At 64.0% G+C, this 24,764-nt stretch carries 19 protein-coding genes and 1 pseudogene; 15 read left to right on the plus strand and 5 right to left on the minus strand.

The genetic code is table 11. The features are described from left to right. Positions 1–109: 109 nt before the first annotated feature. Positions 110–1,030: a sterol desaturase family protein gene (locus QEN71_RS02465; RefSeq protein WP_201650744.1), complete on the minus strand. Its 921-nt coding sequence runs from the start codon at positions 1,028–1,030 to the stop codon at positions 110–112. A gap of 198 nt (positions 1,031–1,228) precedes the next feature. Beyond that, a complete protein-coding gene (dacB, locus tag QEN71_RS02470) occupies positions 1,229–2,908 on the minus strand; it encodes a D-alanyl-D-alanine carboxypeptidase/D-alanyl-D-alanine endopeptidase (RefSeq protein WP_233471809.1) in 1,680 nt (559 codons plus the stop codon). Positions 2,909–3,234: 326 nt separating this feature from the next. On the opposite strand from dacB, the gene QEN71_RS02475 reads away from it, so the two are divergent. The 6 genes from QEN71_RS02475 (at position 3,235) to QEN71_RS02500 (ending at position 9,200) form a co-directional block, all read left to right on the plus strand. After that, a complete protein-coding gene (locus QEN71_RS02475; protein WP_028364529.1) occupies positions 3,235–3,897 on the plus strand; it encodes a response regulator in 663 nt (220 codons plus the stop codon). Between the two features lie 4 nt (positions 3,898–3,901). Next, the gene (locus QEN71_RS02480; protein WP_201650743.1) at positions 3,902–5,203 is read left to right on the plus strand and encodes an ATP-binding protein; all 1,302 of its coding nucleotides are present in this window, start codon (positions 3,902–3,904) and stop codon (positions 5,201–5,203) included. Positions 5,204–5,316: 113 nt separating this feature from the next. Further along, positions 5,317–6,825, plus strand: a complete 1,509-nt coding sequence (locus QEN71_RS02485) for a DegQ family serine endoprotease (RefSeq protein ID WP_201650742.1) — start codon at positions 5,317–5,319, stop codon at positions 6,823–6,825. A gap of 244 nt (positions 6,826–7,069) precedes the next feature. Continuing rightward, entirely contained in the window at positions 7,070–7,567 is a 498-nt protein-coding gene (locus QEN71_RS02490; protein WP_201650741.1) for a carboxypeptidase regulatory-like domain-containing protein, read from the plus strand. A gap of 397 nt (positions 7,568–7,964) precedes the next feature. Then, entirely contained in the window at positions 7,965–8,420 is a 456-nt protein-coding gene (locus tag QEN71_RS02495) for a DUF427 domain-containing protein (RefSeq protein ID WP_201650740.1), read from the plus strand. Between the two features lie 33 nt (positions 8,421–8,453). Continuing rightward, positions 8,454–9,200 (plus strand): CoxG family protein, encoded by a 747-nt coding sequence (locus tag QEN71_RS02500; protein WP_201650739.1) that lies wholly within the window; start codon positions 8,454–8,456, stop codon positions 9,198–9,200. A gap of 29 nt (positions 9,201–9,229) precedes the next feature. Here QEN71_RS02500 and QEN71_RS02505 read toward each other — a convergent pair whose 3' ends face one another. Next, positions 9,230–10,285 (minus strand): helix-turn-helix domain-containing protein, encoded by a 1,056-nt coding sequence (locus tag QEN71_RS02505; protein ID WP_201650738.1) that lies wholly within the window; start codon positions 10,283–10,285, stop codon positions 9,230–9,232. A 148-nt stretch (positions 10,286–10,433) separates the two neighbouring features. Here QEN71_RS02505 and QEN71_RS02510 point away from each other — a divergent pair, with 148 nt between their 5' ends. Then, positions 10,434–11,063, plus strand: coding sequence for a cysteine hydrolase family protein (locus tag QEN71_RS02510; RefSeq protein ID WP_201650737.1), 630 nt, complete (start codon positions 10,434–10,436; stop codon positions 11,061–11,063). Positions 11,064–11,118: 55 nt separating this feature from the next. Here QEN71_RS02510 and QEN71_RS02515 read toward each other — a convergent pair whose 3' ends face one another. Continuing rightward, complete coding sequence (locus QEN71_RS02515; protein WP_028364537.1) at positions 11,119–11,754, minus strand: TetR family transcriptional regulator; 636 nt, start codon at positions 11,752–11,754, stop codon at positions 11,119–11,121. A 426-nt stretch (positions 11,755–12,180) separates the two neighbouring features. On the opposite strand from QEN71_RS02515, the gene QEN71_RS02520 reads away from it, so the two are divergent. The 5 genes and pseudogenes from QEN71_RS02520 (at position 12,181) to QEN71_RS02540 (ending at position 19,258) form a co-directional block, all read left to right on the plus strand. Next, positions 12,181–13,431 (plus strand): efflux RND transporter periplasmic adaptor subunit, encoded by a 1,251-nt coding sequence (locus tag QEN71_RS02520; protein WP_201650736.1) that lies wholly within the window; start codon positions 12,181–12,183, stop codon positions 13,429–13,431. A gap of 18 nt (positions 13,432–13,449) precedes the next feature. Next, a complete protein-coding gene (locus QEN71_RS02525; protein ID WP_201650735.1) occupies positions 13,450–16,644 on the plus strand; it encodes an efflux RND transporter permease subunit in 3,195 nt (1,064 codons plus the stop codon). A gap of 10 nt (positions 16,645–16,654) precedes the next feature. Beyond that, positions 16,655–18,172 (plus strand): efflux transporter outer membrane subunit, encoded by a 1,518-nt coding sequence (locus QEN71_RS02530; RefSeq protein ID WP_201650734.1) that lies wholly within the window; start codon positions 16,655–16,657, stop codon positions 18,170–18,172. Between the two features lie 214 nt (positions 18,173–18,386). Beyond that, a pseudogene (locus tag QEN71_RS02535) lies at positions 18,387–18,632 on the plus strand (hypothetical protein); the annotation flags it as partial. Between the two features lie 101 nt (positions 18,633–18,733). After that, a complete protein-coding gene (locus QEN71_RS02540; protein WP_201650732.1) occupies positions 18,734–19,258 on the plus strand; it encodes a helix-turn-helix transcriptional regulator in 525 nt (174 codons plus the stop codon). 73 nt (positions 19,259–19,331) lie between these two features. Here the strand turns inward: QEN71_RS02540 and QEN71_RS02545 are convergent, their stop codons facing one another. Further along, positions 19,332–20,747 (minus strand): nucleobase:cation symporter-2 family protein, encoded by a 1,416-nt coding sequence (locus QEN71_RS02545; RefSeq protein ID WP_201650731.1) that lies wholly within the window; start codon positions 20,745–20,747, stop codon positions 19,332–19,334. Positions 20,748–21,166: 419 nt separating this feature from the next. Between QEN71_RS02545 and QEN71_RS02550 the strand changes: the two genes are divergently transcribed. The 3 genes from QEN71_RS02550 (at position 21,167) to fghA (ending at position 24,752) form a co-directional block, all read left to right on the plus strand. Then, entirely contained in the window at positions 21,167–22,591 is a 1,425-nt protein-coding gene (locus QEN71_RS02550; RefSeq protein WP_201650730.1) for a xylulokinase, read from the plus strand. Between the two features lie 196 nt (positions 22,592–22,787). Further along, positions 22,788–23,894: an S-(hydroxymethyl)glutathione dehydrogenase/class III alcohol dehydrogenase gene (locus QEN71_RS02555; protein WP_028364542.1), complete on the plus strand. Its 1,107-nt coding sequence runs from the start codon at positions 22,788–22,790 to the stop codon at positions 23,892–23,894. Positions 23,895–23,906: 12 nt separating this feature from the next. Further along, positions 23,907–24,752, plus strand: coding sequence for an S-formylglutathione hydrolase (gene fghA / locus QEN71_RS02560; protein ID WP_201650729.1), 846 nt, complete (start codon positions 23,907–23,909; stop codon positions 24,750–24,752). The last annotated feature ends 12 nt before the right edge of the window (positions 24,753–24,764 follow it).

A 24,764-nucleotide genomic window follows, 5' to 3' on the forward strand; every position in this document is an offset into this window, starting at 1 on the left:
CGTGCGCCATCTGTTGCGGGCCGCGCCGTCGTGTGGACACGGCGTCGGCCTGCAAAACCTTCCCTGCTTGCTGCTTTTCTGCTTGCTGCCTTGTTATTCGATGAGCCGTTCAGACGGCTGCGTTATTGTTGTGTTGTCCTTGCCCGGCAAGCGCTTGCGCATCGCGAGCGCCCCTCAGACTTGCGTGATACTGCGCGGCCCACGCGGGCGGCGCGAACAGTGCATTGAACCGGTTGCGCCAGCCACGCACACGCACGAAGTCCCGCGCCATCGATGCCCATTCGTGAAACGTCGCCTTCAGCGGGTTATACGTGTGAAGCGGCTCGACGATGCCGTACACGGGCGGCTCGCGCAAATCTTCTTCGACATAGCTGCCGAACAGCCGGTCCCAGATCACCAGCACGCCCGCATAGTTGCGGTCGATATAACGGTCGTTGCGCGCGTGATGCACGCGATGGATCGACGGCGTGTTCAGCACGTATTCGAGCCAGCCGAGCTTGCCGAGCGACTGCGTATGCACGAAGAATTGAAACGCCAGATTGATCAGCACGACGCCGACGATCTGCTTCGGCGGAAAGCCGAGAAACGCCAGCGGAATCCAGAACACCCACATGCCCGCGACGGGATACATGAGACTCTGGCGAAATGCCGTCGAGAAGTTCATGCGCTCAGACGAGTGATGCACGACATGCGCGGCCCACAGCCAGCGCACGCGGTGGCTGCAGCGGTGAAAGACGTAATAGAGCAGATCCTGCGCGACGAACAGCACGACGAACGATATCCAGCCCGCATGCCAGTCGAGCAGCCGGTAGTGCGCATAGCAATACGCATAGACGGGAATCACGAACAGCCACGCGAGCTTGTCGGCGCCCTGATGCATCAGCGCGAGCGCGGTATTGCACAAGGTGTCGCGCCAGCTGTACATGCGCGCTTCGGGCTGTGTGCGCCACGCGTGCCACGCTTCCCAGCCAATGCACGCGAGAAAGATGGGCGCCATGCCGAGCAGAAGCAATTCGGCATCGAATTGCATTGACGTCTCCCTCCGAGGATCCCTGCGGCTTCCTCTACGGGAAGCCGGCATTGTCTTTATTGTTTGAATGCGGCGCTGTTCTGCCGATGGCGCTTGCCGTGTGCACCATCATGCATGTTTGTCTGCGCTTTTTTGATACTGGCCGACAGCGTACAACGCGAAGCGGCGCGCCGCGCACCGCTTCAATAGAATGAATCCTCAGTGGGCGCCGCGGCGCTGAGGGTTTTTCCTGGCTTTGCGGTGAGGCTCCTGCGTGGCTTCGGCAGCTTGCGCGTTGGCCGTGCTGGCGAGCATCGCGGAAGGCCCCTGATAGACCCATTCGAGCAGCTCGTCATGCGCGGCGCGCGCGGCTTCCGCGTGCGGATCGTTGATCAGGCTGACGACCACATAGCTCTGTCCATCGGCGGAAGCGACATAGCCGGCGATCGCGCGCACGTCGCGCAGCGTGCCCGTCTTGATGTGCGCGTTGCCGTTCACGGGCTTCGACGTCAGCCGGTTGCGCATCGTGCCGTCCACGCCGACCACGGGCAGCGAATCGACGAATACCTGCGCGACGGGGCTCGCGTTCGCGCTCTGCAGCAGATCGGCGAGCGCGAGCGCGGTGATGTGCTCTTCGCGCGACAGGCCCGAGCCGTTGTCGAGGCTCAGGTATTCCATCGGCATCGCGCTGCGATGCAGGAACGATTCGATCGCGTCCGCCGACTTCGCGGGCGTCGCGGGCGGCCGGTTCATGACGGCGCCGATCGTCAGGAACAGGTTGCGCGCCATCGTGTTGTTGCTGAACTTGTTGATGTCGTGAACGATGTCCGACAGCATCGGCCCCTGATGCGTCGCGACGAGTTTCGCATCGATCGGTACAGGCCCTTCGCGCGTCGTGCCGTTGAACGTGCCGCCCGTCTGCTGCCAAAGCGCGAGGAAACCGCCCGCGAAGAACGCGGTGTGATCGAGCACGGCCACGTTGACGGTGCGCTCGCCGCAGCGCAGCGGATAGTCGCCGATGAACGACGCGTTGACGACGCCGTTCGCCGCGGGCGTGACGGCGGGCGTCACGAGTTCACCGCGGCATGGGCCGCGCGTCGCGCGCAGTTCGTTGTCGATCTGAAGTTGCGCGAGCGCGGGCAGCACGTCGATCTGCACCTTGCCGTCGTCGGACGGCGACATCGTGAACGACAGCGACTTGAACGCATAAAGCAGCGGATCGGGACCGACGTTGTACGGCGCGTTGGCGTCGTCGTCGAAGGCGGGCAGATCGCGCGTCGACGGATCGAAGAAGCGCTTGTCGAGCACGAGCGCACCGTCGATACCCGTGATGCCCGCCTTGTGAATCTTCTGCACGAGATCGATCAGCTCTTCCGGCACGAGCTTCGGATCGCCGGTGCCCTGAATGTACAGATTGCCATGCAGCACGCCGCTGCCGTCCACATTGCCTTGCGCATACGCCGTCGTTTTCCAGCGGTAGTCCGGGCCGAGCAGCGACAGACCGGAGTAGGTGGTGACGAGCTTCATCGTCGACGCGGGCATCATCGGCTTGCCGGCATTCAGCGCGAGCACGGGCGTACGGTCGCCGACCTTCTCGACGACCACGCTGATCGACGACAGCGGCACGTGTGCGCGCTGCAGGCCGGCCATCACGGCAGGCGGCAGCACGGTGCTGACGTTGACGGCGGGTTGCTGCGCTTTCTTGCGCGCGTGGGCTGGCGTGGGTGCGGCAACGGCGAGCGCGGCGCATGCAAACAGCACGGCGGCGGCGCGCGATGCTGCACAACGGTTTGCGGACAGCGAAGCCGCCGGCTCGGCATGAGCGGACGTCAGCGTCCTGAAGTGGCGCCCGAGCGAACGGGCATACGACGAAGCAAGTGAAACGAAGGCGAGCGGCATGTACGGAAAAATCGTCGAAATAGCGGCGCGTGGCAGCCTGAATCGGTCTGCGCGGAAAGGCAAATGCAAGGGCCAGGCAAGGAGGTGAAAACCGGCCGCACCGTGCAAAAGCGCTCATTGTAGAGAGTTGCGATGACGTCGCGAAAAAAATGATGCCGTGTGTTTCGCGCGCGTCACGCATCGCACGACGTCATGTTTCGCCCGTATGCAGCGGGCATTGATAAAAGATGAAAAAAGTACGCGGGCGCTAGAATGCTGGCATCGAAAACACACGGCCGGGACGTCAGTGCCGTCAATACCGGCCATGCCGGAACGGATGAATAGCGATGCGCATACTTCTCGTTGAAGACGACCGGATGATCGCCGAGGGCGTGCGCAAGGCACTGCGCGGCGAAGGTTTCGCGGTCGACTGGGTGCAGGACGGCGAATCCGCACTGAACGCGGCACAAGGCCAGCCCTACGATCTCGTGCTGCTCGATCTCGGCTTGCCGAAGCGCGACGGACTCGATGTGCTACGCACGTTGCGCACACGCGGCCATCAGTTGCCTGTGCTGATCGTGACGGCGCGCGACGCCGTCGCGGATCGCGTGAAGGGACTCGACGCCGGCGCCGACGATTACCTCGTCAAGCCCTTCGATCTCGACGAACTCGGCGCGCGGATGCGCGCGCTGATCCGCCGACAGTCGGGGCGCAGCGAGTCGACCATTCGTCACGGCAATCTCACGCTCGACCCCGCTTCGCATCAGGTGACGCTCGACGGCGCGCCCGTCGCGCTGTCCGCGCGCGAATTTGCGCTGCTCGCCGCGTTGCTCGCGCGGCCGGGCGCGGTGCTGTCGAAGAGTCAGCTCGAAGAAAAGATGTACGGCTGGGGCGAGGAGATCGGCAGCAATACCGTCGAGGTGTATATCCACGCGCTGCGCAAGAAGCTCGGCGCGGAATTGATCCGCAACGTGCGCGGTCTCGGTTACATGATCGCGAAGGAAGCCTGACACGATGCGTTCGATTCGCCGTCAACTGCTTTTCTGGCTGCTTGCCATCGTATTGCTCGGCGTCGGTATCGCGGGCTGGCTGATCTACCGCCAGGCGCTCGCCGAAGCCAACGAACTCTTCGATTACCAGTTGCAGGAAATCGCCGCCGCGCTGCCCGCCGAGCCGTTTTCGCAGGTGCTCAGCTCGCGCGATACGGGCGATGAAGGCATCGTGCTGCAGATCTGGAATCGCAACGGCGTGCTGATGTACTACTCGCATCCGCGCGCGCCGCTCGCGCCGCGCGCCGAACTCGGCTTTTCGACGGAGCGCACGGAGCGCGGCGACTGGCGCGTGTATGGCGCGATCGTCGGCGATAACGTTGTGCAGCTGGCGCAGCCGCTGTCGGTGCGCAACCGGCTCGCGGCGAACGTCGCGCTGCGCACGCTGTGGCCGCTGATCGTGCTGCTGCCGCTGCTCGGCGTGGCCGTGTGGGGCGTCGTCGGACGCGGGCTCGCGCCGTTGCGGCGCGTGACGGGTGCGCTCGACACGCGACATCCCGAAGCGCTCGATCCATTGCCCGACTCGCGACTGCCGCTCGAAGTGCAGCCGCTCGTCCGTGCGTTGAACGGCCTGCTCGAACGTCTTGCCGTCGCGCTCGATACGCAAAAGGCCTTTGTGGCCGACGCCGCTCACGAACTGCGCACGCCGCTCGCTGCCGTGCAGATCCAGTCGCAGCTGGTGGCGCGCGCGCACGACGAAACCGAGCGCCGCGAAGCGCTGCACGATCTGCAGGCGGGCGTGACGCGCGCGACGCGTCTGGCCGAGCAGTTGCTCGCGCTCGCGCGCTCCGAACCGGACGGCCACGCGGCCACGGGCACCGTCGATCTCAACGCGCTCGTGCACGAATGCGTGACCGCGTATCTGCCGCTTGCGCAGGAGCGCGGCGTCGATCTCGGCATCGAAGCAAGCGAACCCGCCACCATCGCGGGCGACACGGAAGCGCTGCGCGTGATGCTCAACAACCTGATCGACAACGCCACCAAATACACGCCGAACGGCGGGCGCGTCGACGTCTGTCTGCGCGTCGAGAACGGCAAGCCCGTCGTGCAGATCGGCGATAGCGGCCCCGGCATTCCGCCCGACGAACGCGGCCGCGTGTTCGACCGTTTTTACCGCGTCGGCGCGGGCGCGACGCGCGCTCGCACGGACGTGTCGGGCAGCGGTCTCGGCCTTGCGATCGTGCGCCGCATTGCGCTTCAGCATCACGCGAGCGTCACGCTCGACGACTCTGCAACGGGCGGGCTGCTCGTCAGCGTGCGCTTCTGAATCGACCTTTCAGCCGGGCTTTCATCGCGGTTGCGTTGTTTAAGACTGATTTAAGCGACGCCCCGTACTCTTTGTCCCATCGAAGAGTCAACTCTCCCAATCAGGAGTACACGATGAAAGCAAACATGCTGACCCGTAGCGCCGTTGCAGCGGCCGTCGTCATCGCCTTGTCGGCGGGCTATGTGGCCGGCCATCGAAACGTGCCGGCGCCGCAGGTGATCTCCCCCGCAGTCGCCGCGATGATGCCCGCCGAAGCCGCAGCCAAAACGGGCATCCCCGATTTTTCGGGCCTTGTCGAAACCTACGGTCCCGCGGTCGTGAACATCAGCGCGAAGCATGTCGTCAAGCAGACGGCGATGCGCGGCGGCAATAACAGCGGCCAGCTTCCCATCGATCCGAGCGATCCGTTCTACCAGTTCTACCGTCACTTCTTCGGCCAGATGCCGGGCGGCCCGAACGGTGGTCCTGGCGGCGACGACGGCGGCGACCGTCCGAGCGCGAGCCTCGGCTCGGGCTTCATCATCAGCCAGGACGGCTACATCCTGACGAACGCGCACGTCGTCGACGGCGCGAACGTCGTCACCGTCAAGCTCACCGACAAGCGCGAGTACAAGGCGAAAGTGGTCGGCGCGGACAAGCAGTCGGACGTCGCGGTGCTGAAGATCGACGCGAAGGATCTGCCCACCGTGAAGATCGGCGATCCGCGCGCGAGCAAGGTCGGTCAGTGGGTCGTCGCGATCGGCTCGCCTTACGGCTTCGACAACACAGTGACGTCGGGCATCATCAGCGCGAAGTCGCGCTCGCTGCCGGACGAGAACTACACGCCGTTCATCCAGACGGACGTGCCCGTGAATCCGGGTAACTCGGGCGGCCCGCTGTTCAATCTGCAAGGCGAAGTGATCGGCATCAACTCGATGATCTATTCGCAGACGGGCGGCTTCCAGGGCCTTTCGTTCGCTATCCCGATCAACGAGGCGATCAAGGTCAAGGACGATCTCGTGAAGACGGGCCACGTGAGCCGCGGCCGTCTCGGCGTCGCCGTGCAGGGCGTGAACCAGACGCTCGCGGATTCGTTCGGCATGAAGAAGCCGCAAGGCGCGCTCGTGAGCTCCGTCGATCCGGGCGGTCCCGCCGCGAAGGCCGGCTTGCAGCCCGGCGACGTGATCCTGTCGGTGAACGGCGTCGATGTGGCGGACTCGTCGGCGCTGCCGTCGCAGATCGCGGGCATCAAGCCGGGCACGCAGGCCGACCTGCAGGTGTGGCGCGACAAGTCGACCAAGGATCTGAAAGTGACGATCGGCTCGCTGTCCGATACGAAAACGGCAGCGAACGACGAAGGCGGTCCCGCGCAGATGCAAGGGCGGCTCGGCGTTGCCGTGCGTCCGCTCACGCCGCAGGAGAAGAGCGGTGCGTCGGTGTCGCATGGTCTGCTGGTGCAGGATGCGAGCGGCGCGGCAGCGAGCGCGGGCATCCAGCCGGGCGACGTGATTCTGGCCGTCAACGGACGCTCGGTGTCGAACGTCGATCAGCTGAAGCAGGCGGTATCGGCGGCGGGCAACAGCATCGCGCTGCTGATCCAGCGCGATAACTCGCAGATCTTCGTGCCCGTCGATCTCGGCTGATTTCCGGTTGAGAGCGGCAATGCGGCAGCACCGGCGGCGTCTTGAGATGCCGCCCGGTAAAAGCTGCCGGATATGAAAAAAAGTGGCGGTTCGCGGCTTGTTTGCGCGAACCGCCATTTTTCGTACGGGCCCGATTTACGGGGCCGGGCCGGGCGGCGCGGCGATATGGCCGCCATAGGCATACAGATTGCGTGCGGACAGTCGTCAGAACTGTTTGGGTTCGCCCCGAAAAAGGAGCCACGCAATGATCCATCGTCGTTTCGTCGCCCGCGCCGCCACGGCTGCGGCTGCGACCGTTCTCATGCTCGGCCTGACGGGCGGCGCGTACGCGCAGCAAGCCAGCGAAACCACGGGCGGCACCACCACCGACAACACCAGCGCGGGCAACGTCAACGGCGGCGGCCTGCCGCAAGTGCAGCAGCAGGGCGACGTGTCGTTCACGTCGGGCGGCGTCGGCCTCGATGAATCGAAGGCGCTGCTCGCCGCGCAAAGCCAGTGGCCGTTGTCGCTGCGCTTCACAGGCCCCGGCTCCGACTACCTTTCCGATGTGAAGGTCAAGATCGTCGATGCCCACGGCGGCAGCGTGCTCGATACCACGTCGCGCGGACCCTACATGCTCGTGAAGTTGCGCCCTGGCCGCTACACCGTGCACGCCGCCTATAAGGAAAGCGACCAGACGAAGCCCGTCACCATTCCCGCGAAGGGCACGGCGAAGGCGGCGTTCTACTGGGGCACGCAGTAATCCGGCGCGTCGCAATCGGCCAGTGGTCGGCAGATAAGAGTCGGCAGATAAGAGTCGGCAGGCAACGCGGGCGGAAGCCGGCGACGAACATGCGTCCGTCCGCCGGCGTACGGCTCGCCTCTCAGGGAGAACGGCCACGGCGCGCCGCCTGCGCTGCGGCAATCGGTAGAGACCCGATGTCCAACGAAGGATGCGCAAGCGCGACGTGTTTGGTCAATAATGAAGCCACGGACACGCTCCGTGGCTTCCGCTTTCAGGCAGCCGACGCCGGGTGACCGAGGGAGACGCGCATCGCAGAATCATAACGACGCGGCGCGTGCCACGAATGCCGGGCTGACGGACCAGCCGGGCGGTCGATCGAAGCGTGCACGCACGTGCCAGCAGCGGAGCGGACGACATGAACGATGCCCCATCCGGCGCAAGCGCCGAAGACGCGGACAGCGGCAATGCCAGACACGGCGGCGATGCGTCGGGCCGTGCGCCAGCGCACAGCGGCAGCGAAGAAGCGGACCATACGATTACCATTACGGCCAACCAGCATCGGGTGCGCGTGATCCATCAGGGCGTGACGTTCGCGGATACGCATACGGGACTCACCCTGAGCGAAACCGGTTGTTCCGACGTGTTTTACTTTCCCCGCGCCGACGTGAACATGGCGCGGCTCATCCGGTCGGCTCATACGACGCAGTGCCCGTTCAAGGGCGAAGCATCGTACTTCCACCTGCACACGGAAGACGAGACGATCGAAAACGCAGTCTGGAGCTACGAAAACCCTTTGGAGCGAGTGAAGCAGATAGCTGGGTATGTTGCGTTTTGCGCATCGCGTGTCGACCGCATCGATCAGACGTCCTGATCCCGCTGTCGCGCGTTCTTCGGGGAGGCTGTCATGGAATTGAACGACGCATTGAGAGTGCCGCTCGCGCCGTCCGAAGTCTGGGACGCGCTGCAGGATCTCGCGCTGCTGCGCGCGAGTCTCGACAATTGCGAATCGTTGCGACGACTCCAGGGCGGCGAATATCTGCTGACGATGACGGTCCCGCTCGGACCGTTGCGCGCGCACTATCACATTCGCGCACACGTCGCGAGCGAGGACGGCGCGCATAGCGCGAAGCCGCATCGCACGTTGAACTTCAAGGCGCGCGCCGAAGGCGTCGGCTCGCTGCGCGGGCAAATCGACGTGTCATTGCGCACCGACGATCATCTCCATCTGCCGGGCCGCGGTCCGAGTACGCGCATCGACTACTCGGTGTGGGCGACTTCGACGGGGCCGCTCGCGCAACTGCCTGCGCGCCAGATCGAAAACGCGCTGCACGAACTGGCCGACGACTTCTTCACCGAATTCTGCGCTGTCGTGCAGGCCAAGCACGGCAAAGGTCCGAATCGCGCGACGGGCACGCAGGGGCGGCGTCAGCACGTGTTCCTTCGGCCGATCAGCCTGAGCGGCGTGGCGCGTCGCGCGCGGCTGCACGATCAGCAGCAGGGCGGCACGCTGACGGGCCGCGCCGCGCATTCGCTGCTGCACGGCCTGCATCACGAGCATGATCCGCACGTGCTGCCGAACTGGGCGTGGGCGGTGATGATCTTCTTCGTCGCGTTGCTGCTGTACGTCGCGCGGTACTTTACGCAGGGCTGACGCCACACCGCGTCACGCCACGCGGCGCATCACACGCCGCGAAATTCCCGCCGCCACGCAGACGGCGACGTCCTGAACGCGTCGGTGAAATGCTGACGCAGCGACGCCGTCGAACCGAATCCCGCCATCCCAGCAATCGACTCGATCGGTTCGTCCGTGCTTTCGAGCAGCTGCTGCGCGCGTGCGAGCCGTTGCGCGAGCAGCCACGCGCTCACTGTCGTCCCCGTCGCCGCCTTGAAATGCCGCGTGAACGTGCGGCGGCTCATCGCGGCTCGGCCGGCGAGCGAATCGAGCGTGTGCGGCGCGTCGAGCGTGCCGTTCACCCAGTCGAGCAGCGCGGACAGGCGATTGCCGCGCATGTCCGGCGGCATCGGTTGCTGGACGTATTGCGCCTGGCCGCCCTGACGATGCGGCGGCACTACGAGCCGTCGCGCGATGTAGTTCGCGCTTTCCGCCCCGCATAGCTTGCGCACCACGTGCAGGCAGCAATCGAGTCCTGCCGCCGTGCCCGCCGACGTGAGGATGTCGCCGTCATCGACATACAGCACTTGCGGATCGACCTTCACGTTGGGAAAGCGCCGCGCGAAGTCGGCGGCCCAGGCCCAGTGCGTCGTCGCCGGGCGTCCGTCGAGCAATCCTGCTGCAGCCAGCACGTAAGCACCGAGGCACAGGCCGACCAGTTGCGCGCCGCGTGCATGCGCCGCGCGCAATGCGTCGAGCAGCGCGTCGGGCGGCGCTTCGTCGGGATCGCGCCAGCTGGGCACGATGATCGTGTCGGCGTCGGCGAGTGCGTCGAGGCCGTGTGGCGCGGCGATCGAAAAGCCCGCCGTGGTCGACAGCGGACCGGCGTCGATCGAGCACACGCGAAACTCGAAGCCGAGCACGCCGCCGTCGCTGCGGTCTTCGGCGAACACGACGCATGGCACCGACAAGTGGAATGGACTGATGCCGTCGAAGGCGACGGCCGCCACGACGTGCGGCTGTCGCGACACGGTGCGGCACACGGCGTCGTTTCGCTTCGCCGCGAGTCCAGTCGCGGGCGTGCGAGCGGACTTCGAAATAACGCTGACAGCGGAGCGGGCCATCGCGGCCTCCGTTGGAAAAAATGACGAATGGCCCGATCCTAGCGAAAATTGTCATTCGGGTCACTGTCGCGCGATGGGTGGAAAGCGAACAATGCGCACATCGGCTGAAACCGTCAGCCGCCGACTTCAACCATCAAGGAGAGTTGCCATGCCGACGCCACGCCGCGCCCTGATCGTCATCGATGTGCAGAACGAATACGTCACGGGCGACCTGCCGATCGAATATCCCGACGTGCAGACCTCACTGTCGAACATCGGCCAGGCGATCGACGCAGCGCATGCCGCGCGGATTCCCGTCGTCGTCGTGCAGAACTTCACGCCGGCCGGTTCGCCGATCTTCGCGCGCGGCAGCGAGGGCGCGGAACTGCATCAGGTGGTCGCGTCGCGGGAACATGATCACTACGTCGAGAAAGCGCTGCCGAGCGCGTTCACGAACACCGATCTCGCCGACTGGCTCGCCGCAAACAAGATCGATACGCTTACTGTGGTCGGCTATATGACGCACAACTGCGACGCGTCGACGATTTTTCATGCGCTGCACATCGGGCTGGCCGTCGAGTTCCTGCATGACGCGACGGGCTCTGTGCCGTATGAAAACAGCGCGGGATTTGCGAGCGCTGAAGAGATTCATCGCGTGTTCAGCGTCGTGCTGCACTCGCGCTTCGCCGCGGTGGCGAGCACGCAGCAGTGGATCGAGGCTGTGAAGTCGGGCGGTGAGCTGGAGCGCGGTTCGATCTATGCGTCGAACCAGAAGGCGCGGGCGAAGGCCGTGGCTTAAGTGAAGTGAAAGGGCGCCGGGTCTTCCGGCGCGTTCGCTGTTCTAGCGGGCGCCGTCAGGCGCCCATGCGCAACGCCGGACTGCGCAACGCATCGATCATGCTTTCGACCATCTGCCGCGCATGCCGGCCGAAGTCCAGCACTTCCGGCACGAACAGCATGTCCTTCAGCGATCCGCTGATGAACGCATGCACCATCGACGCCGCCACGGGCACGTTCATATCGGCGGGCAGCTGTCCTTTGGAAATCGCGTTGCGCATACACGTCTGGATGTTCGTCAGGCCCTCGCGCATCGTGTTCTGATAGCGCGCCATCACAGGGCCCATCTCTTCGACGAACTCGCACTTGTGGAACAGGATGTCGAACACGCGGCGGCGATGCGGATCGTTCGCGGTGTCGCGCAGACAGACAGTGCAGATGTCGATTAACCGGCCGAGCGGATCGGCCTCATTCGGATCGACGGAAGCCGCTTTGAGTTCGTCGAGCGGCAGCAGCACGCGGTCGAACATTTCCGTGAAGAGCTCGCCCTTGTTGGCGAAGTGCCAGTAGATCGCGCCGCGCGTGACGCCCGCCGTCTGCGCAATGTCGGCCAGCGACGTGCGCGACACCCCTTTCTCAGAAAAAACCTGCTCGGCTGCATCGAGGATGCGGGTGCGCGTCTCCTGCGCTTCTTCCTTGGTTCGACGGACCATTCGTATGACCTGCGGTAAATGCGGGGTTTCCCCTGACGTTTTTAAACGCGCCTGTTAAAGATCATTTCTCGTGCACGTTAATGCCTGGCTGATCTTTCGGGGGAAGGCCTTCTTTCGGGTTGAACGCACTTTTACATGCATTCATGAATGTATATATAATAGCACCCCATCGATCGGATGGCTCATGTTGGAGTGAACGGTTAATATCCGTCACTGTTGTCTTTCCATGCACTTTGCGCTGTCCCAAAAAATGGACAGCGCGGTGCGGCATTTCCCGGTTTGGCGCATTTCGCAATGGGTGCACCCGCAGGAAAAGCATTCGTGAGCGTCCGGTCACGGCGTCGTTGAGATGCCAATGTGCACAAGCCTTCTCCGGAGAGAGATGCACGCACTTTTTCCTTCTCAGTCTTTGACAGAGGTCGCTCCATGCGCGTCGAACGGGTTCCATTCCGCTTACTCACTGCCGCGACGGCTGCCGTAATGCTGGCAGCGTGCGGACAAAAACAATCAGCACCTCCGCCTCAAACTCCTGAAGTCGGCGTCGTCACGGTCCAGCCGCAAGCCGTGCCCGTCGTCACCGAACTGCCGGGCCGCACCAGCGCGTTCCTCGTCGCGCAGGTGCGCGCGCGGGTCGACGGCATCGTGCTGCGCCGCGAATTCACGGAAGGCACGCAGGTCAAGGCCGGCCAGCGTCTGTACAAGATCGATCCGGCGCCGTACATCGCCACGCTGAACAACGCGAAGGCATCGCTTGCGAAGGCGCAGGCGAATCTCGCATCGACCACCGCTCAGGCGAACCGCTTCAAGGTGCTGGTCGCCGCGAACGCCGTCTCGAAGCAGGACTACGACAACGCCGTGGCCGCCGAAGGCCAGGCGGCCGCCGATGTCGCCGCAGGCAAGGCAGCCGTCGACACCGCGCAGATCAATCTCGGCTACACGGACGTCGTGTCGCCCGTGTCGGGCCAGGTCGGCATTTCGCAGGTCACGCCGGGCGCATACGTGCAGGCGAGCCAGGCGACGCTGATGTCGACCGTGCAGCAGCTCGATCCCGTCTACGTCGACGTCACGCAGTCGAGCCTCGCCGGGCTGAAGCTGCGCCGCGAAATCCAGGCAGGTCGCCTGAAGACCAACGGCCCGAACGCCGCGAAGGTCGAACTGATTCTGGAAGACGGTCGTGTCTATTCGGAGAAGGGCAAGCTGCAGTTCACCGACGTCACCGTCGATCAGACCACGGGTTCCGTGACGATCCGCGCGATCTTCCCGAACAAGGATCACGTGCTGCTGCCGGGCATGTTCGTGCGCGCGCGCATCGAGGAAGGCGTCGACGAAAACGCGCTGCTGGTGCCGCAAATCGGCGTCACGCACGACCAGAAGGGCCAGCCGACGGCCATGGTGCTGAACAAGGACGACAAGGTCGAACTGCGCACGCTGCAGGCTTCTTCCACCTACGGTCAGTACTGGGTGGTCGAAGGCGGTCTGAATGCGGGCGATCGCGTGATCGTGAACGGCGTCGACAAGATCAAGCCGGGTGCGCAGGCGAAGGGCGTTGCGGCGCAACTTCCGCCGCCGGGCGTGGCATCGGACGCAAGCGCGGCGGGTGCGCCGGGCGCGTCCGCCGCAAGCGGCGCGCCGGCAGCCAGCGGCGCGGCCGCGGCCTCCGCTGCATCGGGCGCGTAATCAAGGGGAGCCTGCTTCATGGCAAAGTTTTTTATCGATCGCCCGATCTTCGCGTGGGTGATCGCCATCATTCTGATGCTGGCGGGTCTGGCGTCGATCTTCACGCTACCGGTCGCGCAATATCCGACGATTGCGCCGCCTGCCGTGCAGATCAGCGCGACGTATCCGGGCGCATCGGCGAAAACGGTTGAAAACACCGTCACGCAGGTGATCGAGCAGCAGATGAGCGGTCTCGACCACTTGCTGTACCTGTCGTCGACTTCGGACGACTCGGGCACGGCCACGATCACGCTGACGTTCGCGGCGGGTACGAACCCGGACATCGCGCAGGTGCAGGTGCAGAACAAGCTGCAGCTCGCGACGCCGCTCTTGCCGCAGGTGGTGCAGCAGCTCGGCACGAAGGTGACGAAGTCGTCCAGCAGCTTCCTGCTGGTGATGGCGTTCGTGTCGACGGACGGCAGCATGACCAAGTACGACCTCGCGAACTACGTCGCGTCGAACGTGCAGGACCCGGTCAGCCGTATCGACGGCGTGGGTACGGTCACGCTGTTCGGCTCGCAGTACGCGATGCGGATCTGGCTCGATGCGCACAAGCTGACCAACTTCGGCCTCACGCCCGTCGACGTCGAAACGGCGTTGCAGGCGCAGAACGTTCAGGTGGCGGGCGGTTCGCTCGGCGGCACGCCGTCGATCCCGGGCCAGCTGCTGCAGGCGACGATCAGCGAAGCGACGCTGCTGACGACGCCCGAGCAGTTCGGCAACGTGCTGCTGAAGGTGAATCAGGACGGCTCGCAGGTCCGTATCAAGGACGTTGCGCGCATCGAGCTGGGCGGCGAAAACTACAACTTCGACACCAAGTACAACGGTCAGCCGACGGCGGGCTTCGGTATCCAGCTGGCGACGGGCGCGAACGCGCTGGCGACGGCGAAGGCCGTGCGCGACAAGATCGACCAGTTGTCGAAGTACTTCCCGCACGGTCTCGTCGTGAAGTACCCGTACGACACGACGCCGTTCGTGCGCCTGTCGATCGAAGAAGTGGTCAAGACGCTGCTCGAAGGTATCGTGCTGGTGTTCCTGGTCATGTACCTGTTCCTGCAGAACCTGCGCGCCACGCTGATCCCGACGATCGCGGTGCCCGTGGTGCTGCTGGGCACGTTCGCGATCATGAGCGCGGTGGGCTTCTCGATCAACGTGCTGTCGATGTTCGGTCTCGTGCTCGCCATCGGCCTGCTGGTGGACGACGCGATCGTGGTGGTGGAGAACGTCGAGCGGGTGATGTCGGAAGAAGGTTTGTCGCCACGCGAGGCAACCCGCAAGGCGATGGACCAGATCACGGGCGCACTGATCGGCGTGGCGCTGGTGCTGTCGGCCGTGTTCGTGCCTGTGGCGTTCTCGGGCGGTTCGGTCGGTGCAATTTACCGGCAGTTCTCGCTGACGATCGTGGCGGCGATGGTGCTGTCCGTGCTGGTCGCGTTGATTCTGACGCCGGCACTGTGCGCGACGATCCTCAAGCCGATTCCGAAGGACCATCACGAAGAGAAGAAGGGCTTCTTCGGCTGGTTCAACCGGACCTTCGACAAGAGCCGCGACAAGTATCACTCGGGCGTGCATCACGTGATCAAGCGCTCGGGCCGCTGGCTCATCATCTATCTGGTGGTGATCGTCGCGGTGGGTCTGCTGTTCGTGCGTCTGCCGAAGTCGTTCCTGCCGGATGAAGACCAGGGCACGATGTTCGTGCTGGTGCAGACGCCGTCGGGCTCGACGCAGGAAACCACGGCGCGCGCGCTGAAGGACATCTCCGACTGGCTGCTGAACGACGAGAAATCGATCGTCGAATCGACCTTCACCGTGAACGGCTTCAGCTTCGCGGGCCGCGGCCAGAACTCCGGTCTCGTGTTCGTGCGGATGAAGGACTACGCGGAGCGCCAGCACGCGGACCAGAAGGTGCAGGCGCTGGTCGGCCGGATGTACATGCACTTCGCGGGCTACAAGAACGCGGTCGTGTTCCCGGTCAATCCGCCGTCCATTCCTGAACTCGGCACGGCGTCGGGCTTCGACTTCGAGCTGCAGGATCGCGCGGGTCTCGGTCACGAGAAGCTGATGGCGGCGCGTAACCAGCTGCTCGGCATGGCTTCGAAGGATCCGATGCTCGCGCAGGTGCGTCCGAACGGTCTGAACGACACGCCGCAGTTCAAGGTGTCGATCGATCACGAGAAGGCGGCGGCGCAGGGCGTGAGCCTCGCGACCATCGACCAGACGTTCTCGATCGCATGGGCATCGGCGTACGTGAACAACTTCCTCGATACGGACAGCCGGATCAAGAAGGTGTATCTGCAGGCCGACGCGCCGTTCCGCATGACGCCGGAGAACCTGAGTGACTGGTACGTGCGCAACACCGCCGGCAGCATGGTGCCGTTCTCGGCCTTTGCAAGCGGCCAGTGGACGTACGGTTCGCCGAAGCTCGAGCGCTACAACGGTATTTCGGCCGTGGAAATCCAGGGTCAGGCGTCGCCGGGCAAGTCGACGGGTCAGGCGATGACGGCGATGGAAGCGCTCGCGGCGAAGCTGCCGGCGGGTATCGGCTACGAATGGACGGGTCTGTCGTTCCAGGAACGCCAGTCCGGTTCGCAGGCGCCGATCCTGTACGGTATCTCGATTCTCGTCGTGTTCCTGTGTCTTGCCGCGCTGTATGAAAGCTGGTCGATTCCGTTCTCGGTGATCATGGTGGTGCCGCTCGGCGTGCTGGGCGCGCTGCTCGCCGCGACGCTGCGCGGGCTGGAGAACGACGTGTTCTTCCAGGTCGGTCTGCTGACAACCGTGGGTCTGTCCGCGAAGAACGCGATTCTGATCGTGGAATTCGCGCGGGAACTGCAGCAGGGTGAAGGCATGGGACCGGTGGAAGCGGCGCTCGAAGCGGCGCGTCTGCGGTTGCGGCCTATCCTGATGACGTCGCTCGCGTTCATTCTCGGCGTGCTGCCGCTCGCGATCAGTAACGGCGCGGGTTCGGCAAGCCAGCACGCAATCGGTACGGGCGTGATCGGCGGTATGTTGACGGCGACCTTCCTCGCGATTTTCATGATCCCGATGTTCTTCGTCGTGATTCGCGCGAAGTTCACGGGCGACAAGGAAGACCCGGACGAAGCGATGAAGCACTACAACGAGCACCATCCGCATGACCCGCAGGGCGGCAGCGGCCCGGGCAACGCCAGCTGAGGACATTGAGATGCATAAATATTCTTTGATGGCAGTCGCCGTCGCGCTGTTCGCCACGGGCTGCACGATGGAGCCGAAGTACGAGCGGCCGGCCGCACCCGTTTCGGGCGCGTTCCCGAGCGACGGTGTCTACGCGACGCAGCCCGCGCCCGGCGCGGGTGCGCGCACGGCGAACGGTCAGTCGGCGGTCGATATCGGCTGGCGCGACTTCTTCGTCGATCAGCGCCTGCAACAGCTGATCGATATCGCGCTGAAGAACAACCGCGATCTGCGCGTGTCGGTGCTGAACATCGAGGCTTCGCGCGCGCAGTATCAGATCGCGCGCGCCGCGCTGATGCCGACGCTCGACGCCGTCGCTTCGCAGTCGAAGCAGCGCACGCCGAAGGATCTGTCGTTCTTCGGCAATACGATTTCCAACCAGTATTCGGTCGGACTGAATGCGTCGTGGGAAATCGACTTCTTCGGCCGCATTCGCAGCCTGAAGGACCAGGCGCTGGCGCAGTATCTGTCGACGGCGCAGGCGCGCAAGGCGACGGAAATCGCCCTGGTCGCGTCGGTGGCGGATCAGTATCTGACGGTGCTGGCCTATGACGATCTGCTGAAGGTCACGCAGGACACGCTCAAGACTGCGCAAGAGTCGTATCGCATCACGAAGCTGCAGTACGACACGGGCACCGGTTCCGAACTCGATCTGCGTCAGGCTGAGACGGTCGTGGAACAGGCGAATGCGGATCAGCAGTCGCAGGCGCGTCTGCGTGCACAGGCAGAAAATGCACTGATCGTTCTGGTCGGCGAGCCGTTGCCGTCGGATCTTCCGGGCGGCCTGGTGCTCAACGATCAGGCTCTGCTGACCGATATTCCGGCGGGTCTGCCGTCGGATCTGCTCACGCGCCGTCCCGACATCATGGAAGCCGAGCAGAATCTGCTGGCGGCGAACGCGAATATCGGCGCGGCGCGCGCGGCGTTCTTCCCGCGCGTGTCGTTGACGGGCAGCTTCGGCACGTTGAGCCCGACGCTCGGCGGACTGTTCAAACCGGGTTCGGCGGCGTGGAGCTTCGCGCCGCAGATCACGCTGCCGATTTTCGAAGGCGGCCAGAACAAGGCGAATCTCGATCTCGCGACCGTGCAGAAGAACATTCAGGTCGCGCAGTATGAGAAGGCGATCCAGACGGCATTCCGCGAAGTGGCCGACGGGCTTGCCGCGCGCGGCACGTACGACCAGCAGATCAAGGCGCTCGAGCGCAACACCTTTGCCGAGCAACGCCGGCTCGATCTGTCGGACTTGCGTTACCGGAACGGTGTCGACAGCTATCTCGCCGTGCTGACCGCGCAGACCGATCTGTACACGTCCCAGCGGTCGCTGATCACGGCGCGCATGGAGCGTCTGACGAACCTCGTCGATCTGTACAAGGCGCTCGGCGGTGGCTGGATCGAACGTGCGGGCGAGCAGCCGCGTCCCGCGGACGCACCTGTCGATTACGGCGCGGGCAGCGCGCCTGTTGCTGCTTCGGCGGCGACGGCGGGCTAAGACTCACTTTTCTTCTGCAGCAGCAAGAACGCCACGGCATGCCGTGGCGTTTTTTTTGCGTGCTCGTCTTGCAGAACCTGGCCAGATGGACAGTTTAGTTATCCAGATCGTTCGCGCAAACTGGTGTTGATTGCAGGATCGTCTCAGATTGATGGTCCGCTGTTTGGTTGTCAATTGACAACCTGTTGGGAGGCGCTATAGACTGGAGTCGTTCATGAATCGTCGAAGTCATTCAAAGAAGGAAGTCGAGTCGGCACTCGGCTATGCGGAAGTCAACGGTTGGCGCATCGTGCCCGCCACAGGCAGCGGGCACGCGTGGGGGCGCATGTATTGCCCCTACAACGACGCTGAATGCAGGTGTGGCGAGTTTTGCATTACGAGTATCTGGTGTACGCCGCGCAATGCCACGAGTCACGCAAGAACGCTGCGGCGCATCGTCGAAAACTGCGCGCCGCATCGGCAGAAGGTCATCTCGCTACGTGTGATTGCTGGATCGAATCAACGCGCATGCGGGCGGGACGCTCAAGAGCAGCAACAGGAGCAGAAGGAAAAGGAGCAGGTATGGAATACACCTTCACATTGAAGTACCGTCTAAGCGCGGAAGACTGTGATCACGACGATATCGTCGAGCGTCTCGGGGCGGAAGGCTGCGACGACGCAACCATCGGTGTGGGTCAAGCGGGTCGGCTTGCGCTCGCGTTCGCACGCGAAGCAAATAGCGCAACGCATGCACTTGTCAGCGCGCTAAAGGACGTACGTCGCGCGGTGCCGACAGCGCAGCTGGTCGAGGCTGCGCCAGATTTCGTCGGGCTGACGGATGTTGCGGAAGTGGCGGGCGTGTCGCGTCAGAACATGCGCAAGCTGATGCAATCGCATGCCACCGACTTCCCTGCGCCGGTCCACGAAGGCAGCACATCGCTTTGGCATCTGTGCGACGTGCTCGAGTGGATGCACGATCGCGGCGACTATGACATCGCGCCGGAAGTCTTTGAAGTCGCGAGGTCCGCGAAGCAGATCAATCTGATGAAGGAGGCTCGCGATCTGGAGCCGAAGGTAACGCGGCACTTCAACAATCTGGTCGCGTGATCATCCGGAGGAAAAGCGGCGTGCGCACGACCAAAGTCATGCGCACGCGGGTCGAGCTTGTCGTGTCGCGCGCTTAATGCATGTCGGCGGCGCGCAGCATTTCGTCGCCGGCAATGGCGTCGTCATTGCCGCTGCGTCCGTCGAAGTCGTGACCGGCGCGGCGAATATCGCGCTTCGCGGCACGCTCGCCCTTCACGCCATTGAAGATCAGGTTCAGCACGACGGCCGATACCGACGCCAGCAGAATCCCGCTATGCAGAAGCGGCGACAACGCCGGCGGCAGCTTCGCGAAGAAGTGCGGCGAAACGACGGGCACCAGTCCAAGACCGATGCTCACTGCCACGATGAAGAGGTTGTGATGGTTCTTTACGAAGTCGACCTTCGACAGCACCTTGATGCCGTTCGCGGCCACCATGCCGAACATCACGATGCCTGCGCCGCCCAGCACGAACGCGGGCACGGAGGCGACCACTTGCGCCATCTTCGGGAACAGGCCGAGCAGCACGAGGATCACGCCGCCCATCGCGCAGACAAAGCGGCTCTTCACGCCCGTCACGCCGATCAGGCCGACATTCTGCGAGAAAGACGTGTGCGGGAACGAGTTGAAGATGCCGCCGATCAACGTGCCGAGGCCGTCCACGCGCAGACCGCGAACGAGCGCCTTCTGATCGACCGGTCGCTCCACCATGTCGCCGACCGCAAGGAACATCCCCGTCGATTCGATGAACGTGACGAACATCACGGTCACCATCGTCGCGATCGAAAGCGGGTCGAAATGCGGCAGGCCGAAGTGGAACGGCATCACGAAGCCGACCCACGGCGCGTTCGTCACGCCTTCCATGTTCACGCGGCCGAGCAGCGCGGCAATCACGAAGCCCGCGACGATGCCGAGCAGCACGGAAATATTCGCGACGAAGCCTTTGCCAAATTTGTTGATCAGCAGAATCAGCGTGAGCACGACGAGCGACAGGCCGAGATAGACAGGATTGCCGTAATCCGGATTGCCGACGCCGCCCGCAGCCCAGTTAATGCCCACTTCCATCAGCGACAGCCCGATCACGGAGATCACCACGCCCACCACGACAGGCGGAAAGAATCGCAGCAATTTGCCGATCATCGGCGCGACGACAATGCCGATCACGCCCGCCGCGATGGTCGAGCCGAAGATGTCGAGGATGCCGAGGCTCGGGTTCGTGCCGATCGCGACCATCGGGCCGACGGCGGCGAACGTGCAACCCATGATCACGGGCAGCCGGATGCCGAAGATCCACAGGCCGAGTGTCTGGATCAACGTGGCGATTCCGCAGGAGAAGAGGTCGGCGCTGATCAGAAAGGCGATCTGCTCTTTCGGCAGTTTGAGCGCACTGCCGATAATCAGCGGTACGGCGACGGCCCCTGCATACATCACCAGTACGTGCTGAATGCCGAGCGTCAGCAACTGGCCGAAGGGCAGTCGCTCGTCGCACGGATGAACCGTGTTCGAGTGCATCTTGTCTCTCTCCACATCTGGTTTTGGGATGACTCCAAGGTATGCGGGACGAAAAAGCGCGACAAGACCACGGCTCCCTATTTCAACCTTTGCCGGGACGATATGCGTGGACCAGATTTGGAACACGCCGCTTATGCGAGATCGCGTAAATTTCCCGGAAGCCCTTATGGCGTGGTGGCTTGCGGGAATTGCTTCAACGCGGCTTGCCATCGCGACGTATATGCGCCCATATGATGTGTATTGCGGTTCGCACATAATGCGTTTTCGGGGCACGCGCCATCAGGGGTGGGTTAACCCTCGCGAGCTGGCGTGACGTGTGACAATGACCGTCCGCCGTCTGCAGCATGAAGCGCGCGCGTCATGTCCCCGAAGCACGCGATAACCACCAACAGCAACCGCTTACTCAACGCATCGCATTCATGTCCTTTCTTGGCATCGATCTCGGTACAGGTTCACTGAAGCTCGCGATCATCGACGACGAAGGCCGCGAGCAGGCCGCGACCAGCATCGCGTATGCAATCGACACGCCGCATCCGGGCTGGGCGGAAATCGATCCGCAGGTCTGGTGGCGCGCACTGTGCGAGGCGGCAGCGCGCTTGCCCGACGCGCAACGCAGCGCCGTGCGAGCCATCGGCTTTTCCGGTCAGATGCACGGCGTCGTGCTGAGCGACGCGCAGGGTCACGCCGTGCGTCCCGCGATGCTCTGGCCCGACACGCGCGCGTTGTCCTTGCTCGATGCATGGCCCGCGCCGCAGCCCAATCCCGTTGCGCCCGGCATGGCCGGTCCGCTGCTGCGCTGGGTCGCGCTGAATGAGCCGCAATCGGTGCATGCCGCGCGCTGGGCGTTGCAGGCCAAAGACTGGCTGCGCTTCAAACTGGGCGGCGCGATCGCCACGGATCCCTCCGATGCGTGCGCGACGGCGCTAGCCGAACCCTCCGGCGTCTGGGATCGTGCGTTGCATGAGAGGCTCGGACTGCCCGCAGACTGGTTCGCGCCGCTCGCGCCTTCGTATGCCGCGGGCGGCACGTTGTCGGACGAAGCGGCGCAGGCGCTCGGCTTGCGCGCGGGCATCGTGCTTGCGATGGGTGCGGGCGACACGCCATGCGCTGCGCTCGGCAGCGGTTTGACAAGCGACGGCGACGCGCTGTTGACTACGGGCACGGGCGGCCAGATTCTCGTGCTCGCGACGGAAGAACCCGACCCGGTGCAAGGGCTGCATCGATATCGCGCGGCGACGGATCACTGGTACCGGATGGCGGCCATGCAAAACGTCGGCGTTGCGCTCGAAGCCGTGCGCGGCTGGCTGTCTTATGAATGGCAAGACGCCTATCGCGACGCGTTCGAGTCCGATGCCGCGCCCGGTCTCACGTTTCTGCCGTATCTGACGGGCGAACGCACGCCGTGGCTCAATCCTGCCGCACGCGGCGGCTGGCTGGGACTCGCGCTCGGCATGTCGCGCGGCACGATGATGCGCGCGGCGTTCGAAGGCGTCGCGTTTTCGTTGCGAGCCGGGCTCGATGCGATCCGTCAAAGCGGTGCGAGCGTGTCGGCGCTGCGTCTCGCGGGCGGCGGTTCGGTCGATCCACGCTGGCGTCAGTTGCTCGCGAATGCGCTGCAAGTGGAACTGCATGCCGTCGATTGCCCGAACGCGGCAGCGCGTGGCGCGGCGATGCTCGGTGGTATCGCAGCGGGACATTGGCACGCAGCCGACCTCGCGGCGCTCGCGCCTTCGGCATCGCGCGTGGCCGGGCCGCAGGACGATGCGCAACTCGCCGCACGTTATGCGCGCTTCATCGATCTTTACGGACGCGTCGAGCCGTGGTTCGCGCAGCCGTCAGCATGAGAGGCATGCGCCGTCGCATGAGGACAATCGGGCGGCGCGGCATGCCATTCGCGCGTCTTGCGGATACGCGATGATGTCCAGCGCGTGGCGCGCGAACATGAGGGACAATCCGGGCCGCAATGATTCACGGCGGCAGCGAAAGAATTCGCAGGAACAGGTCAGATAACAGGTTCAAGGAACTACAGGAGCATTCACGATGAAGACGAAAGCAGCAATCGCATGGAAAGCAGGCGCACCGTTGACGATCGAAGAAGTCGACCTCGAAGGTCCGCGCGCCGGTGAAGTGCTGATCGAAGTGAAGGCGACGGGCATCTGCCACACCGACTACTACACGCTGTCGGGCGCCGATCCCGAAGGGATTTTCCCGGCGATTCTCGGTCACGAAGGCGCGGGCGTCGTCGTCGATACGGGTCCGGGCGTCGGCACGCTGAAGAAGGGCGATCACGTGATTCCCCTCTACACGCCGGAATGCCGCCAATGCAAGTTCTGCCTGTCGCGCAAGACGAATCTGTGTCAGGCCATCCGCTCGACGCAGGGCAAGGGCCTGATGCCCGACGCAACGTCGCGCTTCTCGCTCGACGGCAAGCCGCTGTTTCACTACATGGGCACGTCCACGTTCTCGAACTACATCGTCGTGCCGGAAATCGCAGTGGCGAAGATCCGCGAAGACGCGCCGTTCGACAAAGTCTGCTACATCGGCTGCGGCGTGACGACGGGCGTCGGCGCCGTCGTCTATTCGGCGAAGGTCGAGGCGGGTGCGAACGTCGTCGTGTTCGGTCTGGGCGGCATTGGCCTCAACGTGATTCAGGGCGCGAAGATGGTCGGCGCCGACAAGATCATCGGCGTCGACATCAATCCGGGCCGGGTCGAACTGGCGAAGAAGTTCGGCATGACGCACTTCATCAACCCGAAGGAAGTCGAGAACGTCGTCGACCATATCGTGCAACTGACGGACGGCGGCGCGGACTATTCGTTCGAATGCGTCGGCAACACGACGCTGATGCGCCAGGCGCTGGAGTGCACGCACAAGGGTTGGGGCCAGTCGTTCATCATCGGCGTGGCGGCGGCGGGCGAAGAGATCAGCACGCGTCCGTTCCAGCTGGTCACGGGCCGTCAATGGAAGGGCTCGGCGTTCGGCGGCGCGCGTGGCCGTACCGACGTGCCGAAGATCGTCGACTGGTACATGGAAGGCAAGATCAATATCGACGATCTGATCACGCATCACCTGAAGCTCGACCAGATCAACGAAGGCTTCGACCTGATGAAGAAGGGTGAGTCGATCCGCTCGGTCGTCATCTACTAAAGGAGCGGCGCGATGCTCGAACTGATCGAAACGCATGCGTCGTTCGGCGGCACGCAGCGTATCTACAAGCACGAGTCGAAGGCGATCGGTCTGCCGATGCGCTTCTCCGTCTTCATGCCGAAAGAGGCCGCGCAAAAGAAGGTGCCGGCGCTGTTCTATCTCGCCGGGCTGACCTGCACGGAAGAGACGTTTCCGATCAAGGCGGGCGCGCAGCGCTTCGCCGCGCAGCACGGCATCGCGCTGATCGCGCCCGACACCAGCCCGCGCGGCGCGGGCGTGCCGGGCGAGACCGACTCGTGGGACTTCGGCGTCGGCGCGGGTTTCTATGTCGACGCGACGCAGGAGCCGTGGTCGAAGCACTATCGGATGTACTCGTATGTGCGGGACGAACTGCGCGAGACGGTCGTCGGCGAATTGCCCGTCGATGGAGACAGGCTCGGCATCTTCGGCCATTCGATGGGCGGCCACGGCGCGCTGATGCTCGCGTTGCGTAACCCGGAGATTTATCGGTCGGTGTCGGCGTTTGCGCCGATTGCCGCGCCGACGCGTTGTCCGTGGGGCGAGAAGGCGTTCAGCGGCTATCTGGGCGCGGATCGCGAGGCGTGGAAGGAGTATGACGCGAGCGAACTCGTCGGCAAGGCGACACGCAAGTTCGCCGAAGGCATTCTGGTGGATCAGGGTCTCGCCGATGCCTTTCTCGCGCAGCAGCTCAATCCGGATGTGTTCGAAGCCGCGTGCAAAGCGGCTGGTCAGCCGTTGACGCTGCGTCGGCACGAAGGCTACGACCACGGCTATTTCTTCATCTCGACCTTCATCGAGGATCACATCGCGCATCACGCGAAGGTGTTGCTCGGCTGATCTCCCTGAATG

It is taken from the genome of Paraburkholderia sabiae (assembly GCF_030412785.1).
GTDB classification, from domain to species: Bacteria; Pseudomonadota; Gammaproteobacteria; order Burkholderiales; family Burkholderiaceae; genus Paraburkholderia; species Paraburkholderia sabiae.